We start from the raw sequence: 16,518 nt of genomic DNA, 5'->3' as shown, positions 1-16,518 counted from the left end.
CGAGCATACGGGCGCGCTCGTGCCAATCGAGACCGTCGGGCGGCTCGCGTGCGACTCGACCATCCACCACGCAGTCGTCAACGGCGTCGACCAGGTGCTCAACCTGGGCCGCACCGAGCGGCTGTTCAACCGCGCCCAGCGGCGCGCGCTGGCCGCCCGCGACAAGGGCTGCCGGGTGCCCGGCTGCGGCATGCCCGCGTCCTGGTGCGAGGCGCACCACATCAACCCCTGGGACGACGGCGGCCCGACGGACATCGACTGGGGCATCCTCGTCTGCGTCTACCACCACCACGAGATCCACGCCGGCCGCCTCCGCATCGAAGCCGCAGGCCCAGAACCCGGCAACTGGCGCATCATCCCCCAGCTGCGCCCCGCAGACCGCTACGCACGCACCAGCCGCAACGGCGACGCGTCGGCGCCCAGCAGCGCCGGCAGCGTCGCGGCAGCGGCGATACCCGCGCTCGCCATCAAGCTCCCCGACGACGCGTTCGACGCCGAGATCTCGCCGCCGACACCCGTGACGAGGGCGCCGCCGCCGCATGGCCGTGCGACCGGAAGTGCGACCGCGACCACGACCGAAAGCGCGACCGCGCGGCATCGGGGCGCGACCGGAACCGCCTGGTGTCGAACCACGGCTCCGCGCACTCTTCGACCGTCGGTGCACTCCGCCCGACCGACCGATCGCGCTCGATCTCGGGCCGGCAGCCCACATCGTGATGCGGCTGTGACCCGGCCGCTTCGTCGACACCGGCCCGTTGTCACCGCGCGGTGAGCGCGGTTGCGCTAGCGTGCGATCATCTCGCTGCACCGCGCCTTGGAGTTCGCATGTCGCCTGTCACTCGCCCCTCGAAGGCGCTCCCGCTCGTCGTCCTCGCCACGGGGATCGCCGTCTCGCTCTCTGGGTGCATCATGCCTCCGGCGCTGCCGACTGCCCCGCCGCAGGCGCCCTCGGCCTCGCCGCAGCCCTCGGCCACCACCGACCCGGCCGAGACCGCAGGGGCTCCGACGCCACAGCCCAGCGCGGACGGTGCGCTGCCCGAACTGGTCGCGATCGGCACGGAGCTGCCACCCGGAACGGTCGGCGGCTGGGAGACCAGCGTCATCACCGACGACGCATTCGAGTTGCAGCCCGAGTCGGATTTCCCCATCGGCCCCACGATCAGTGTCATCGAGACGGCGACCGGCTGCTCCTTCTGGGCCTACCAGGGCGCGCAAGACAGTGACTCGACCGACGAGGGCGAGAGCTCGGAGGTGACCCTCGGCATCCTCTCGGACTCGAGCCCCGACGAGTGGGAGGCCGACATCTTCACGCTCGACCCGTCATCGCAGGGCTCATCGGTCGAGATGCTCTCGATCTTCGAGGAGCCCGAGGACGGCAGCGTGCACGCCTGGTACGCCCGCAACTTCCAGTCGGGCTCCATGACGAGCTCGATCCGCGCGGAATGCCCCGCAGGGGCAGGCGACCTCGAACACGTCGACGCCGTCGTCGGCGAGCACTTCCAGATCAACTTCCTGGTGCCGTAGACGAGTCACCGAGGCTGCGCGCGAATCACTCAGAGCGCAGCGACCGCCGCTCTCGCTCGAGCTCGACCAGCTGCTCCTGGAGTCGCTTCGCGGCCTCGGGGTCTGCGGCGCCCAGCCGCTGCAGGCTGCCGAGCATCTCGGCCTTGCGTCGCAGGATGTCGCGGTCGACGAGCGACGACACCACACCGCGCACGTAGGCCTTCACGCCCTCGGCGGAGCCCTGCGGGATGGGTGACATCGCGAGCGTGCGCACCAGCGGCACGATCTCCGCCGGCACCGTCTCTGCGACGCGCTCCGAGAAGTCCGACGCCTCGATCGCATCGAGCGAGGCCAGCACGCCGTCGCGCACCACGGCGAGCGAGGGATTCGCGATGTAGGCCGAGGCGCCGCGTGCGGCGAGATCCTTGCCGAGCACATCTGGCTGCTGCAGGAGCGCCGCGATCGCATCCCGCTCGAGCCGTGAAGCCGGATCGTGCTCGAGCTGCTTCAGCGCCACGTCAGCGGGCGGATGCGCGGGTGCGGCGCCCTCAGAAGTGGGCGTCGGCCGCGGCCCCGCCTGCCGTACCGCGCGGCTGACCTCATCCGGACCAACCCCCAGCCAGCCGGCGACCGTGCGCACGTAGCCGTCGGAGAGCGCACGGTCGCGGATCGACTGCAGCACCGGCGCCGCGCGCCGCATGGCCGCGACACGCCCCTCGACCGTCTCGAGGTCGTGCTCGGCGACGATGCGCCGCAGCATGAACTCGAACAGCGGACGACGCTGCTGCACCAGCTTGCGCACCGCGTCGTCGCCGCGCTCCAGCCGCAGGTCGCAGGGGTCGAGGCCCTCCGGTGGCACCGCGACGAAGGTCTGCGCGGCGAAGCGCTGCTCCTCGGCGAAGGTGCGGGCGGCGGCCTTCTGCCCGGCCTCGTCGGGATCGAAGGTGAAGATGACCCGGCCGAGGGAGCGCGTGTCGGTGGTGGAGACGTCGCCGAGCACGCGGCGCAGCACCTTGATGTGGTCGACGCCGAATGTGGTGCCGCAGGTGGCGACCGCGGTCGTGACGCCCGCGAGATGGCAGGCCATCACATCCGTGTAGCCCTCGACCACGACCGCCTCGTGCCCCTTGGCGATGTCGCGCTTGGCGAGGTCGAGACCGTACAGCACCTGGCTCTTGCGGAAGATCGGGGTCTCGGGCGAGTTCAGGTACTTGGGGCCCTTGTCGTCATCCGAGAGGCGCCGGGCACCGAAGCCGACGGTGGCACCCGCCACGTCGCGGATGGGCCAGATGAGGCGACCCCGGAAGCGGTCGTAGCTGCCGCGCTGCCCCTCGCTGAGCAGGCCGGCGCTCAGCAGCTCGGCCTCGGTGAAGCCCTTGCCGCGCAGATGCTGCTTCAGCGCCTCGAACGACGCCGGGGCGTAGCCGACGCCGAAGCGCTGCGCGGCGGCCAGGTCGAAGCCGCGCTCCCCCAGGAACTGCTGCCCGAGCGCCGCGGCGGGCGTGAGCAGCTGCTCCTGGAAGAAGGCCTCCGCCGCGCGGCTCGCCTCCAGCAGTCGCAGTCGGCCGCTGGTCTCCTCCTGCGGCTTGCCGTCCTCGTAGTGCAGGGTGTAGCCCAGCTGCGCCGCGAAGCGCTCGACCGTCTCGGCGAACGAGGTGTGGTCCATCGCCATCACGAACTGGAAGGCGTCGCCGTCTTCGCCGCAGCCGAAGCAGTGGTAGCGGCCCACCGCGGGCCGCACGTGGAACGACGGGGTGCGCTCGTCGTGGAACGGGCACAGGCCCTTCATGCTCCCGACGCCGGCGTTCTTCAGCGTGACGTGCTCGCCGACGACGTCGACGATCGAGATGCGTGCGCGCAGCTCATCGATGTCGCTGCGCCGGATCCTCCCCGCCATCGCCGCCCCCCTCAGTCCCCGACGTACCGCTCGTGCCACGCGAAGGCGCCGCGATCGGTCAGGCTCGCCACCTGGTCGACGACGACGCGCGCCCTCGCGGCCGCGTCGGCAGCGGCCGCCCAGTCGTCGGCGTAGGCGCGATCGAGGGCGTCGGGCCCGATGCGCAGCAGCGCATCCGCCAGCTCCTGCAGCACCCGCCGCTGGCTCGCGTAGATGGGCTGGCGCCGCTCGGCGAGGATGAAGCTCGCCGCCGTGCCCTTCAGCACCGCGATCTCGGCGCGCACCTCGCGCGGCACCTCGACCGTGCCGCCGAACCGGGCCAGCGGCCCCTCGTGCGTCTCGCGCGTCAGCCGGATCGCCGCATTGGCGAAGCGCCCGATCAGCTTCGAGGTGAGGTTCTTGAGGCGGGCATGGTCGGCGCGCGAGCCGTCGAACGAGCGCACCCAGGTCTCGAGGTCGTCGAGCCGGTCGAAGGCGGCGAGCAGGTCGTCGCGCGTGAACTCCGGCCCGACCCAGGTCATCATCATCGAGACGAGCTCGTCGTGCCCGACCCGGCTCTGCAGCTTCGCGACGTCGACGTAGCCGCCGACCACCGCATCCTCGAAGTCGTGCACCGAGTACGCGATGTCGTCGGCGAGATCCATCACCTGCGCCTCGATCGACGGCCTGCCCTCGGGCGCGCCCTCGCGCATCCACTCGAAGACCTCGCGGTCGTCGGCGTAGTAGCCGAACTTGATGCGACCGGATGCGTCGTGGACGTCAGACGCGGCCGGCCACGGATACTTGCACGCGGCGTCGACGCTCGCGCGCGTGAGGTTCAGCCCGTAGGGGCGGCCGCCCTGCAGCACCTTCGGCTCGAGCCGCGTGATCACGCGCAGCGTCTGCGCGTTGCCCTCGAAGCCGCCGATCGCCAGCGCCCACTCGTTGAGGCCCTTCTCGCCGTTGTGGCCGAAGGGCGGATGCCCGATGTCGTGGGCGAGGCACGCGGTGTCGACGATGTCGGGGTCGAGCCGCAGCTCGCCGGCGATCTCGCGGCCGACCTGCGCCACCTCGAGCGAGTGCGTCAGGCGGGTGCGGGAGTCGTCGAAGCCCATGGTGGGCGAGAGCACCTGCGTCTTCTGCCCGAGCCTGCGGAAGGCGCTCGAGTGCAGCAGCCGTGCGCGATCGCGCGCGAAGTCGGTGCGTGCGGAGCGGTGCACCTCCGGCAGGCGCCGCTCGGCGTCGTGCTCGCCGTAGCCCCGCTCGTCAACCGCCACGGGTATCGCTCTCGTCCTCGATCAGCGCCTCGCGCTGCGCAGGACTCAGCTCGGGGCTCTCGAGCCAGCCGTCCGGCAGCGCCGGCTTGCGCGGGCTGCCGGCGCGGCCGCGCTGCCCCTCGACGCCCTCGGCGTTGTAGGGCGACTCCCGGTCGAGCGCACCGAGCAGCTCGTCGAGCTCGGCGAGCGACGAGACCGCGGCGAGCGCGCGCCGGGCGTCGCCGCCGATCGGGTAGCCCTTGAAGTACCAGGCGACGTGCTTGCGGATGTCGCGGCAGGCGCGATCCTGCTCATTGAAGAACTCGACCAGCAGCTCGGCGTGGCGACGGAACGCATCCGCCACCTGCCCGAGGTTCGGCCGGTGGCGCTCGTCGCTGCCGGAGAAGGCAGCGGCGAGGTCGCCGAACAGCCACGGCCTGCCCAGGCAGCCGCGGCCGACCACGACGCCGTCGGCGCCGGTCTGCTCGAGCATGCGCAGCGCATCCTCTGCCTGCCAGATGTCGCCGTTGCCGAGCACCGGCACCGAGGTGACGTGCTGCTTCAGCGCCGCGATGGCATCCCAGTCGGCCTGCCCGGAGTAGTGCTGCGCCGCGGTGCGGCCGTGCAGGGCGACGGCTGCTACGCCGGCGTCCTCGGCGATGCGGCCGGCGTCGAGGTAGGTGAGGTGCTCGTCGTCGATGCCCTTGCGCATCTTCACGGTGACGGGGATGTCGCCGGCGCGCTGCACCGCGCGCTGCACGATCGCCGCGAACAGCTCGCGCTTCCACGGCAGGGCGCTGCCACCGCCGCGGCGCGTGACCTTCGGGACCGGGCAGCCGAAGTTCAGGTCGATGTGGTCGGCCCGATCCTCGTCGACCAGGATCGCCACCGCCTGCTCGACGGTCTTCGGGTCGACGCCGTAGAGCTGCACCGAGCGGAGCGACTCGGAGGGGTGGTGGCTGATGAGCCGCATGGTCTCGGGCGTGCGCTCGACGAGCGCGCGGGTGGTGATCATCTCGCTCACGTAGAGCCCGGCGCCGTACTCGCGGCACAGCCGCCGGAAGGCCGTGTTGGTGATGCCGGCCATGGGCGCGAGCACGACCGGCGTGTCGAGGGCGATGGGCCCGATCGACAGCGCCGGCAGTGTGCCCGTCGCCATGCTCATGCTCCCCACATTCAAGCGCCGATGAGCCCCTGCGCGAGGTGCGCCTCGAGCTCGTCGACCTTCACGCGCGTCTGCTGCATCGAGTCGCGCTCGCGCACCGTCACGGCGCCGTCCTCGAGCGAGTCGAAGTCGACGGTGACGCAGTAGGGCGTGCCCACCTCGTCCTGCCTGCGGTAGCGGCGGCCGATGGCCCCGGCGTCGTCGAAGTCGATCGCCCAGTGCGTGCGGAGGCGGCCGGCGATCTCGCGCGCGAGCGGCGAGAGCTGCTCGTTGCGGCTCAGGGGCAGCACGGCGACCTTCACGGGCGCGAGGCGCGGGTCGAGGTGCAGCACGGTGCGAGTGTCGGTGCCGCCCTTGGCGTTGGGCACCTCCTCCTCGTCGTACGCATCGACCAGGAACGCCATCATGCTGCGAGTGAGGCCGAAGGAGGGCTCGATCACGTACGGCGTGTACTTCTCGCCGGAGGCCTGGTCGAAGTAGACGAGATCCTTGCCGGATGCGCTCGAGTGCGCGCCCAGGTCGAAGTCGGTGCGGTTGGCGACGCCCATGAGCTCGCCCCACTCGGAGCCCTGGAAGCCGAAGCGGTACTCGAAGTCGATCGTGGCGGCCGAGTAGTGCGCGCGCTCCTCCTCCGGAACGTCGAAGCGGCGCATGTTCGCCTCAGTGATGCCGAGGTCGAGGAACCATGCCCAGCACGCCTCGACCCAGGTGTCGAACCACTCGGGGGCCTCGGCGGGCGGCACGAAGAACTCGATCTCCATCTGCTCGAACTCGCGGGTGCGGAAGATGAAGTTGCCGGGCGTGATCTCGTTGCGGAAGGCCTTGCCGACCTGGCCGATGCCGAACGGCGGCTTCTTGCGCGAGACGGTCACGACGTTCAGGAAGTTCGTGAAGATGCCCTGCGCGGTCTCCGGGCGCAGGTAGTGCAGGCCGGTCTCGTTGTCGACCGGGCCGAGGTTGGTCTTCATCAGGCCCGAGAACATCTGCGGCTCGGTCCACTTGCCGGTGGTGCCGCAGTCAGGGCACGTGATGTCGTCCATCGAGGCGGCGGCGCGGCCCTTCTTCACCTCGTACGCCTCCTGCAGGTGGTCCTGGCGGTGGCGCTTGTGGCACTGCAGGCACTCGACGAGCGGGTCGGTGAAGGTGGCGACGTGACCGGATGCGTGCCAGACGGCGGTGGGCAGGATGATCGAGGAGTCGAGGCCGACCATGTCGTCGCGGCCCTGCACGAAGGTCTTCCACCACTGGCGCTTGATGTTCTCCTTCAGCGCCACGCCGAGGGGCCCGTAGTCCCACGCCGACCGGGATCCTCCGTAGATCTCGCCCGCCTGGAATACGAAGCCGCGTCGCTTCGCGAGGTTGATGACGGCGTCGAGACGGTTCTGGGCCACGGATGCTCCTCGGGGTCGGCCGTGCGCCCCTGGCTGGGGTGCGGCACGTGAACTTCGATTCTACCGATCGGCCGCCGTCCGCGTGGCCGTCGGCGACGCATCCGTGGACTGCGACGGCATAGCGCCCTGGGATAGGCTCACGGCCTGGGCGCGCGCGCCCGGATCCCACGGCGAGGAGGGCTGATGCAGAGCGATGCTGGTCGCGAGCTCTACGGCGCTTGGGCAGAGCGCTGGCCCTCCGATGTCGCCGAGCTGCTCGACGGCTATTCCGGCTCCTGGTGGATCGGCGGAGGCTGGGCGCTCGACGCCGCATCGGGCATCGCTCGACCGCACGGCGACATCGACGTCGTCATCCCACGCAGCGAGCTCAGCCTGCTGCGCGGCTGGCTGGGCGGCAAGTGGCAGCTGTGGTGCGCCTTCCAGGGTGCGCTGAAGCCTCTGCTCCCCCACGACTCCGACGTGCTGCCGATCGGCACGACGAGCATCTGGCTGCGTCGCAGCGCGTACAGCCTGTGGGAGTACGAGGTGCTGCTCGACCCGAGCGACGGCGAGACCTGGCGCTTCCGCCGCGACACCGCCGTGACGATGCCCCTGCAGGACGCGCTCACGGTGCAGGACGGCATCCGCTTCGCCAAGCCCCAGGTCGTGCTGGCCTACGGGGCAGCCGACCACACCGAGGTGGAGTGGCTCGACGAGGCGCTGCCCTCGCTGGACGCCGAGTCGCGCACGTGGCTCACCGAGCGACTGGCCGATGACCACCCCTGGCGCAAGCGGCTGCAGGCGCCTCAGGCCTGATCGGGCGAGTCGACCGCGCCGCCGAAGCGGCGGTCCCGGCCGGTGTAGATGTCGAGCGCGTGCCAGAGATCGTTCCGCGTGAAGTCGGGCCAGAGGCGGTCGAGGAAGACCATCTCGGCGTAGGCGCCCTGGTAGGTCAGGAAGTTCGAGATCCGCTGCTCGCCGGAGGAGCGGATGAACAGGTCGACGTCCGGCACATCCGGGTTGTACATGCGGCTGCGCAGCAGCTTGTCCGTGACGCCGGATGGCTTGAGCCTGCCCGCCGCGACGTCCGCGGCGATCGAGCGCACCGCATCCGTGATCTCCACCGTGCCGCCGTAGTTCACGCACATCTGCAGCGTCATGGTGCGGTTGCCCGCCGTGCGCCGCTCGGCCTCCTCGAGCTCCTTGATGACCGAGGCCCACAGCCGCGGCCGCCTGCCTGCCCAGCGCACGCGCACGCCCCAGGCGTCGAGCTGGTCGCGCCGACGCCGCAGCACGGCCTTGTTGAAGCCCATCAGGAAGCGCACCTCGTCTGGGCTGCGCTTCCAGTTCTCGGTCGAGAAGGCGTAGACCGACAGGTGCTGGATGCCTGCCTGCAGGGCGCCGGCGACCACGTCGAGCAGCACCGCCTCGCCCGCCGCGTGCCCCTGCGTGCGGGTGAGGCCGCGCTGGTTCGCCCAGCGACCGTTGCCGTCCATGATGATCGCGACGTGCCCCGGCAGGCTGCCGCGCTCGTAGGCGGGCGGGTGCTCGCCCGTCCAGTCGATGGGCTTGCGCTCGATGCCCGGGTCGCGGCCCGCCTCGCTCACCGGCCGCCCCGATCGACGTGCTCGAGGCTGCGGAGCCCACGCTCGAGGTGCCACTGCACATAGGCGCCGACGGCACCGGATGCGCGGCCGCGGACGCCCTGGTGGGTCGCCTCGGCGGCGGCCCAGTCGCCGGTCAGCAGCGCCGTCAGCAGCTCGAGCGTCTGCGCATCGATGCGCAGCGCTCCCGGCGGGGCGGCGCTGTCGGCGACCACGCCGCCCAGCTGCGGCACGAAGGCGCGGTGCGGGCCGGGCTCCCCCGTCACGGCGCAGTCGCCGAAGGACGGCGCCCAACCCGCCACCGACAGCGCGCGCAGCAGATAGGAATCGAGCGTGAGGGAGGGGTCATGCTCGGAGCGAGCGAGGCTGCGCAGCGCGCCCACCAGCAGCAGGTACTGCTGTCGCGAGCCGTCCTCGTCGGTGAGCCGGTCGGCGGTCTCGACCATCGCCGCGGCCGCCGTGTAGGCGCGGTAGTCGGCGACGATCACCGGCGCGTAGGAGCCGAGCGTCACCGCCTGCGTGACGATGTCGAGGCTGCGGCCGACCGCGAACTGCAGATCGGCCACCATGAACGGCTCGAGCCGCGCGCCGAAGCGCGACGAGGTGCGCCGCACGCCCTTCGCGACCGCGCGCACCTTGCCGTGCTCGCGGGTCAGCAACGTGACGATGCGGTCGGCCTCCCCCAGCTGGTGGGTGCGGAGGACGACGCCCTCGTCGCGGTAGGTGGGCACCTAGACCTTCGCGTGCTCGACGACTCGGGTGCGCAGGCCCCGGTTGACGGCCGAGACGATCGCGGCGAGCGAGGCGTGGCTCGAGGAGTGGTCGATGCCGACGCCCCAGTAGCGCTCACCGCCCAGCTCGAGCTCGACGTAGGCGGCCGCCTGCGCATCCTGCCCTGCCGAGAGCGTGTGCTCGACGTAGTCGTGCAGCGAGACCTCGACGCCCTCGGCCCGCAGCAGCGACAGCAGCGCGTCGATCGGGCCGTTGCCGCTGGCGGTGACGTCGCGCAGCTGCTGCTCGTCGCGCAGCACCACCTCGAGCGTGGTGTCGCCGCCCATGGTCGACGAGGCCGAGACCTCGCGCAGCTCGAAGCGGCCCCACTGGTCCTCCGCGAGGCGCGAGGGGTTCGGCAGGTACTCGTCGCCGAAGATCGACCAGATCTCGTCGCTCGAGACCTCGCCGCCCTCGCTGTCGGTGCGGGCCTGCACGATGTTCGAGAACTCGATCTGCAGGCGTCGCGGCAGGTCGAGCCCGTGGTCGGCCTTCAGCAGGTACGAGACGCCGCCCTTGCCCGACTGCGAGTTGACACGGATGACGGCCTCGTAGCTGCGGCCGACGTCCTTCGGGTCGATCGGCAGGTACGGCACCGCCCACGTCATCTCGTCCACGGTCTTGCCGGCAGCGGCGGCGTCGGAGGCCATCCGCTCGAAGCCCTTCTTGATCGCATCCTGGTGCGAGCCCGAGAAAGCGGTGTAGACGAGGTCGCCGGCCCAGGGGCTGCGCTCGTGCACCCTGAGCTGGTTGCAGTGCTCGGCGACGCGGCGCACGTGGTCGAGGTCGGAGAAGTCGATCTCGGGGTCGATGCCCTGCGTGAAGAGGTTGAGCCCCAGCGCGACGAGGTCGACGTTGCCGGTGCGCTCGCCGTTGCCGAACAGGCAGCCCTCGATGCGGTCGGCGCCGGCCATGTAGCCCAGCTCGGCCGCCGCCACGCCCGTGCCGCGGTCGTTGTGCGGGTGCAGCGAGAGGATGACCGACTCGCGGCGTGCGAGGTTGCGGTGCATCCACTCGATCGAGTCGGCGTAGACGTTCGGCGTCGCCATCTCCACCGTCGAGGGCAGGTTGATGATGACGGGGCGCTCGGGGCGCGCGTCGAGCGTCTCGATGATCGCGTTGCACACCTCGAGCGCGTAGTCGAGCTCGGTGCCGGTGTACGACTCGGGGCTGTACTCGTAGAAGACCTTCGTGCCCTGCAGCATGCCCTCGAGCTCGAGGCACAGCTTCGCGCCGTCGATGGCGATCTGCTTGACGCCCTCGCGGTCGCTGCGGAAGACCACGTCGCGCTGCAGCACGCTGGTCGAGTTGTAGATGTGCACGATCGCCTGCTTCGCGCCCTCGATCGACTCGAAGGTGCGGCGGATGAGGTGGTCGCGGCACTGCGTCAGCACCTGGATGGTGACGTCGTCGGGGATGAGCCCCTCGTCGACGAGCTTGCGCACGAAGTCGAAGTCGGTCTGGCTCGCCGACGGGAAGCCGACCTCGATCTCCTTGTAGCCCATCTGCACCAGCAGCTGGAACATCATCAGCTTGCGGTCGGGCGTCATCGGGTCGATGAGCGCCTGGTTGCCGTCGCGCAGGTCGACCGCGCACCAGCGGGGCGCCTTCTCGATGCGCTTCGAGGGCCACGTGCGATCGGGGAGGTCGACCTTGATCTGCTCGTGGTACGGGGTGTAGCGGTGCGCCGGCATCCCGCTCGGCTGCTGCATGTTCTTCATCGTTGTGCTCCTGTCGCTCGCTCCTGAGTCCGGGCAGGACAGCCTCCGCGACGAGGAAGCCCGGGTGTCAGGCCTCGTCGCGGCGACGAAGGAGCAGCACGCTCTGCATGCCTCCAGCGTATACCCACCGGGGTGCGTGCGCAGGCACCGGGGTCGGCCGGGCGCCGGCGTCGGGCGGGCGCCGCGGCAGCACCGCTCAGTCGGCGGCGACCGCGGCGAGCGGGGGCACGGATGCGGCGCGGAGCCCTGCGGGCAGGCTCGCGGCGAGCGCGACGACGAGGCCGCCGACGAGCAGCGCGACGGGCAGCCCCCAGGGGATGACGGGTGCGGTGGAGACGACGCCGGCGACCGAGGCGACCATCGACTGCGTGCCGATCCAGCCGTAGAGCACGCCCATGCCGAAGCCGGTCGTGACGGCGACGACGGTGATCGCACCCGCCTCGGCGAGCAGCATCGTGCGGGTCTGCCCGCGGCGCAGCCCGAGCATGCGAAGCAGCCCGATCTCGCGCGTGCGGCGCCGCACCGACAGCAGCATCGCGGCGACGAAGCCGAGCACGGCGAGCACCGCCGAGAAGCCGACGATGGCGGTGATCACGGTCGTGACTCCGCCGTAGATCGACTCGAGCTCCGCCTTGAACTCGGGCGTGCGCTCGATCGACACGACCGCCGAGGTGAGCGATGAGCCGGCGGTGACCATCATGGTGACGACCGCCGCGCCGGCGAACAACGAGAGCACCAGCGCAGACGTGCGTCCCGGATGCGTCGCCAGGGTTCCGGCGGCGGCGCGAGCGGGCACGCCCCGGCCGAAGGCGCGCGAGGCGATCGCGACGAGCGGGGGCACGACGGCGGGGGCGAGCGCGATGATGCCCGCGACGGAGACGACGCCGCCGGCGAAGCCGACGAGCACCGCGAGGGGCGTCACGAGCGACAGCGCGACCGATCCGGCCAGCAGCGCGGCGCCGACGACGAGCGTCACGATGCCGGCGACGCGGCGCCGCTGCACGGTGGTCTCGACGTCGACCTCGGCACCGCGCAGCGCCTCGAGCGGCGAGACGGCGAGCACCTCGCGGGTGGCGAGCTGCGCCGAGAGCGCGGCCGCGACCGCGACCGCGAGGGCGGGGACGGCCGCCCAGGGCTCGATCGCCGGCATGCCGGCGATGTCCATCCGCTCGCCGAGCGAGGCGAGCAGCGCGCTCACGGGGATCGCGACGAGCACTCCGGCGAGCCAGCCGGCGAGCGCGCCTCCGGCGCCGACGAGCACGAAGCCGCGCAGCACCCGGCGGCGCTCGCCGCGGGAGGAGGCGCCCAGCAGCCGCCGCAGTGCGAGCTCGCCGCGCAGGTCCTCCACCGCGCCGGTGAAGGCCTGCCTGGCGACGATCGCGCCGACCACCACCGAGACGCCGATCAGCAGCACGCCGGCGATGGCCAGCATGATGCGGGCGGTGCCGCTGCCGGCGATCATCGCCTCGCCGTAGAGCGCGCGGGCGGCGTGCTCCATCAGGGTCGCGAGCGAGGTGCCGAAGGCGGCGGCGAGCACCGACACCGCGAAGGCGAGGCCCTGCCCGGTGCGCGATGTGGCGTCGGCGCGCCGACGGGTGCGGTGCTCTCCCCCTGGTGCGCGGGCGTCGGTCACCGCTGCCGCGCTCATCGGGCGCCCGCGGTGAGCATGCGCTGCGCGATCGTGGCGGCGTCGGTCGCCGGCAGGTCGCCGTCGATGCGGCCGTCGCGCAGCAGGACGACGCGCTCGGCTCGGGCTGCCACCGCCGGGTCGTGGGTGACGACGACGATCGCCTGGCCCGCGGCCGCATGGCGCACGAGGATCTCCTGCACCTCGATCGAGGTAACGGAGTCGAGGGCGCCGGTGGGCTCGTCGGCGAGCACGATCGCGGGCCGCTGGGCGAGCGCGCGGGCGATCGCGAAGCGCTGCTGCTGGCCGCCCGAGAGCTCGTGTGGGCGGCGCGACTCGAGGCCGGTGACGCCGAGGTCGGCGAGCAGCTCGGCGATGCGGGCGCGGTCGGGGCTGCGCCCTGCCAGCAGCGCCGGCAGCTCGACGTTCTCGAGCGCCGTGAGGCTGGGCACCAGGTTGAACGACTGGAACACCACGCCCACCTGCTCGCGGCGCAGCGCCGTGAGCGCGTCGTCGTCGAGGCCCACCACCGAGGTGCCGCCGATGACGACGTCGCCGGAGGTGGGCGCGTCGAGCCCGGCGGCGAGGTGCAGCAGGGTCGACTTCCCCGAGCCGGACGGGCCCATGACGGCGGTGAGCGTGCCGGGAGCGATCTCGAGATCGACGCTGTCGAGGGCGGTGACGGTGGCGTCGCCGGCGCCGTAGCGCTTGGAGACGTCGCGGAGCGCCAGTGCGGGGGTGGGCTGTGCGGTGCTGTGCATGGTTCCCATTCAACGGAAGCTCGGGGCCGGCATCGTCAGGCGCTGGTCGGATCCGCATCATCCCCTGGGATGAGCGCGGGCGATCCGCTCGTCCAGGATGCCTGCCAGGAGGTCGGGCCGCTGCAGCGGCAGGCCGTGGCCGACGCCGTCGACGACGCGCAGCTCGCTGCCGGCCCGCGCCTCGTGCAGCACGCGCGCCGAGTCCCGCATCAGCGCCCGCTCCCCGGCACCGACGACGACGAGCGCGCTGGGGGCCGCGCCCGCCCGCTCGGCCGGCCTCGCCCATCCGCTCGGCACGGTGAACCGCAGGTTCTCCCCCACGCTCGCGATCAGCGTCGCCTTCGAGATGCGCGCGCTGTCGGCGAGGTACTCGGGCAGCAGCGCCTGTGGCACGAACAGCTCCTTCGCCTGCAGCCGGGCGAACCGGCGCCACTTCGCCAGCGGGGCCGCGGCGGCGAGCATCGCGAGCGTCAGCTGCGGCATGACGATGCTCTTGGCCTGGGCGCTGACCACCACAGCGTCTGCGACCAGCTCCGGCCGCCGGGCCGCGAGCAGCACGGCGAGCTGCCCGCCGAGCGAGAACCCCACCACCGTCGCACCCGCGGGCGCGCGGTCCTCGAGCAGCCGCTCGAGCTCGGCGGCTGTCTCGTCGTGCGAGCGGTAGTCGACGGATGCGTCGGCACCGTGACCGGGCAGGTCGGGCACGAGCGCGCGGACCGGCGTGCGCAGCGCCTCGAGCACCGGTCGCCACATCCAGCCGGCGACGCCGCCGCCGTGCAGCAGCAGGAGGGGCGGTGCGTCCGCCGGCCCGGACTCAGCGATGTGCATGCCTCGATCCTGCCCTGCGGTCGCTGGGCGAGCCACAGCGGGCGCGCTCGCCGGTCATGCGCGCTCGGTCACCGGTCAGGCGCGCTCGCCGGTGAGGCCGTGCTCGTAGGCGAACACGACCAGCTGCACGCGGTCGCGAAGTCCGAGCTTCGTCAGGATGCGCGAGATGTGGGTCTTCACGGTCGCCTCCGAGACGAACTCGCTGCGGGCGATCTCGGTGTTCGAGAGCCCCTTCGCCGCCAGGGCGAAGATCTGCCGCTCGCGGTCGGTGAGCGCTTCGAAGGCCGCCGGCGCCGAGCGGCGCTGCGCGCCGAAGGCCTTGAACAGCTCGCGGGTCGCGCTCGCGGCGACCACCTCGTTGCCGGCGTGCACGGTGCGCACCGACGCGAGCACGAGCTCGGGCTCCGCGTCCTTCAGGATGAAGCCGGATGCGCCGGCCCGGATGGCGCGCGCCGCGGCCTCGTCGAGGTCGAAGGTGGTGAGCACGAGCACCCGGCTCTGCGGCCTGGCCGCGACGATGCGGGCGGTGGCCGAGATGCCGTCGAGCACCGGCATCCGCACGTCCATCAGCACCACGTCGGGCTGCTGCTCGTCGGCGAGGCGCACGGCCTGCGCCCCGTCGGCGGCCTCGCCCACGCACGTCATGTCGGGCTGCGACTCGATCAGCATGCGGATGCCGCCGCGGAACAGCGCCTGGTCGTCGACGATCAGTACCCGGATCACGCCCGTCCCCTCACTGCAGCCCGGCCGGGAAGGCCGCGCGCACGCGGAACCAGCCGTCCTCGATGCCGGTCCACGCCTCGCCGCCGGCGAGGCGTGCGCGCTCGTGCATGCCGCGCACGCCGTGACCGGGCTGGCCCGGTCCGTGCTGGCCGAGCGCCGTCATGAGGCGGTTGTGCACGTCGACCACGATGCCACCGGGGCCGCCCGGCAGCGGCACGCCGCGCAGCCGCACGTGCACCGGCTGGTCGCGGTCGCCATGCCGCAGCGCGTTCGTGAGCGCCTCCTGCAGGATGCGGTAGGCGGCGATGTCGGCCGTGCGCGGCAGCGGGACGGGCTCGCCCGCCCGCTCGAGCCGCACGTCGAGGCCGGCCTCACGCATCCGCTCGATGAGTGCATCGACACCGGCGAGCGACGCGATCGGGTCGGGCGCCTCGGTGTGCCGCAGCTGCGCGAGCAGCAGCCGCACGTCGCCGAGCGCCTCCTTCGCGGTGCTCGCGATCGACGCGAGCGAGGCGTCCTTCGCGACCGGGTCCTGCGTGTAGCGCGCGCCGTTGGCCTGCGCGATCACCACCGCGAGCGAGTGCGCGACGACATCGTGCATGTCACGGGCGAGCGCCGCGCGCTCCTCCTCCTGGTCGGCGCGCCGCAGCGACACCTGCGCGACCTGCGTCGCGGCAGTCGAGCGGTCGACGGCCGCGACGCCCCAGCCGGTGAGGATGGCGACGCTGAACAGCAGCATCGGCGGGATCCAGAGGAACGCCAGCACGTCGAGCACGCCGACCACGGTCTCGACGCCCTGCACGGAGGTCTCGACCACCAGCCAGTAGGCCGCGAGCAGAGACGCGATGAGGGCGAGGCCGAAGCCCATGAGCCTGCCCGGCCAGCGGCTGAAGCGGCCGACCGAGTAGAGCACCACGAGCACGCCGAACCAGACCGGATACATCCACGCGTGCATCGCGACGTGAGCGAGGGCGAGCAGCGTCAGCCCGGCCAGCGCCAGCACCGGGCGGGTGCGGCGCAGCAGGATGGCGACGATGATCGCGGCCGTCACCGCGAGCGACAGCGCCCACTGGATGCTCTCGGTCATCACGATCGCCAGCAGCAGCGAGGGGATGGCGAGCACGCCGACGGTGACGGCGGCCAGGATGCCGTCGGCCTTCAACGCCGAGCGGTCGATCCACGGGCGGGCCGGCGGATGCGTCGGCGCGGCCGCCGAGGCGGGCTCGGCCTCCGGGCTCACCTCGGTGGACATGGCTTCAGGCTAGGGCGACGGCGGCGCCGGAGTCGGGTTCCCAGTCCGGAATCATCCGCTG

General features: G+C 72.2%; 15 protein-coding genes. 3 read left to right on the top strand and 12 right to left on the bottom strand.

Translation table 11 applies throughout. The features are described from left to right. The coding region (locus tag BM288_RS11655; RefSeq protein WP_143103100.1) for an HNH endonuclease signature motif containing protein at positions 1 to 772 on the top strand (772 nt) is incomplete at its 5' end. Positions 773 to 825: 53 nt separating this feature from the next. Next, the gene (locus BM288_RS11650) at positions 826 to 1,524 is read left to right on the top strand and encodes a hypothetical protein (protein WP_092919007.1); all 699 of its coding nucleotides are present in this window, start codon (positions 826 to 828) and stop codon (positions 1,522 to 1,524) included. Positions 1,525 to 1,549: 25 nt separating this feature from the next. Here the strand turns inward: BM288_RS11650 and dnaG are convergent, their stop codons facing one another. The 4 genes from dnaG to BM288_RS11630 are packed head-to-tail and all read right to left on the bottom strand — an operon-like array spanning position 1,550 to position 7,191. Beyond that, the gene (gene dnaG, locus BM288_RS11645; RefSeq protein ID WP_092919006.1) at positions 1,550 to 3,400 is read right to left on the bottom strand and encodes a DNA primase; all 1,851 of its coding nucleotides are present in this window, start codon (positions 3,398 to 3,400) and stop codon (positions 1,550 to 1,552) included. Positions 3,401 to 3,411: 11 nt separating this feature from the next. After that, positions 3,412 to 4,656 (bottom strand): deoxyguanosinetriphosphate triphosphohydrolase, encoded by a 1,245-nt coding sequence (locus tag BM288_RS11640; RefSeq protein WP_318255517.1) that lies wholly within the window; start codon positions 4,654 to 4,656, stop codon positions 3,412 to 3,414. Further along, positions 4,646 to 5,800 carry a tRNA dihydrouridine synthase DusB gene (gene dusB / locus BM288_RS11635; protein ID WP_092919004.1) on the bottom strand — a complete coding sequence of 385 codons (1,155 nt, stop codon included), beginning with the start codon at positions 5,798 to 5,800 and terminating at the stop codon, positions 4,646 to 4,648. The genes BM288_RS11640 and dusB overlap by 11 nt, the downstream gene beginning before the upstream one ends. An 11-nt stretch (positions 5,801 to 5,811) precedes the next feature. Beyond that, positions 5,812 to 7,191: a glycine--tRNA ligase gene (locus BM288_RS11630; protein ID WP_092919003.1), complete on the bottom strand. Its 1,380-nt coding sequence runs from the start codon at positions 7,189 to 7,191 to the stop codon at positions 5,812 to 5,814. Positions 7,192 to 7,374: 183 nt separating this feature from the next. On the opposite strand from BM288_RS11630, the gene BM288_RS11625 reads away from it, so the two are divergent. Beyond that, positions 7,375 to 7,986: a nucleotidyltransferase domain-containing protein gene (locus tag BM288_RS11625; protein WP_092919002.1), complete on the top strand. Its 612-nt coding sequence runs from the start codon at positions 7,375 to 7,377 to the stop codon at positions 7,984 to 7,986. Here BM288_RS11625 and BM288_RS11620 read toward each other — a convergent pair. The 8 genes from BM288_RS11620 to BM288_RS11585 all read right to left on the bottom strand — a co-directional run bounded on the left by BM288_RS11620 (position 7,977) and on the right by BM288_RS11585 (position 16,457). Further along, positions 7,977 to 8,777 (bottom strand): isoprenyl transferase, encoded by an 801-nt coding sequence (locus BM288_RS11620; protein WP_092919001.1) that lies wholly within the window; start codon positions 8,775 to 8,777, stop codon positions 7,977 to 7,979. The genes BM288_RS11625 and BM288_RS11620 overlap by 10 nt on opposite strands. Next, positions 8,774 to 9,505, bottom strand: a complete 732-nt coding sequence (recO, locus tag BM288_RS11615) for a DNA repair protein RecO (protein WP_092919000.1) — start codon at positions 9,503 to 9,505, stop codon at positions 8,774 to 8,776. Before recO ends, BM288_RS11620 begins: the two co-directional genes overlap by 4 nt. Further along, on the bottom strand, positions 9,506 to 11,266 hold the full coding sequence (gene leuA / locus BM288_RS11610) for a 2-isopropylmalate synthase (RefSeq protein WP_092918999.1): 1,761 nt from the start codon (positions 11,264 to 11,266) through the stop codon (positions 9,506 to 9,508). A 196-nt stretch (positions 11,267 to 11,462) separates the two neighbouring features. Then, the gene (locus BM288_RS11605; RefSeq protein WP_177220368.1) at positions 11,463 to 12,899 is read right to left on the bottom strand and encodes an ABC transporter permease; all 1,437 of its coding nucleotides are present in this window, start codon (positions 12,897 to 12,899) and stop codon (positions 11,463 to 11,465) included. A gap of 11 nt (positions 12,900 to 12,910) precedes the next feature. Continuing rightward, a complete protein-coding gene (locus BM288_RS11600; RefSeq protein ID WP_092918997.1) occupies positions 12,911 to 13,654 on the bottom strand; it encodes an ABC transporter ATP-binding protein in 744 nt (247 codons plus the stop codon). Between the two features lie 57 nt (positions 13,655 to 13,711). Beyond that, positions 13,712 to 14,482, bottom strand: a complete 771-nt coding sequence (locus BM288_RS11595) for an alpha/beta fold hydrolase (protein ID WP_092918996.1) — start codon at positions 14,480 to 14,482, stop codon at positions 13,712 to 13,714. Between the two features lie 75 nt (positions 14,483 to 14,557). Then, positions 14,558 to 15,205: a response regulator gene (locus BM288_RS11590; protein WP_092918995.1), complete on the bottom strand. Its 648-nt coding sequence runs from the start codon at positions 15,203 to 15,205 to the stop codon at positions 14,558 to 14,560. A 10-nt stretch (positions 15,206 to 15,215) separates the two neighbouring features. Further along, entirely contained in the window at positions 15,216 to 16,457 is a 1,242-nt protein-coding gene (locus BM288_RS11585; RefSeq protein ID WP_092918994.1) for a sensor histidine kinase, read from the bottom strand. Positions 16,458 to 16,518: the final 61 nt, after the last annotated feature.

It is taken from the genome of Agrococcus baldri, from assembly GCA_900114805.1.
GTDB lineage: Bacteria > Actinomycetota > Actinomycetes > Actinomycetales > Microbacteriaceae > Agrococcus > Agrococcus baldri.
This window is presented reverse-complemented; position numbering and strand designations above follow the sequence as displayed.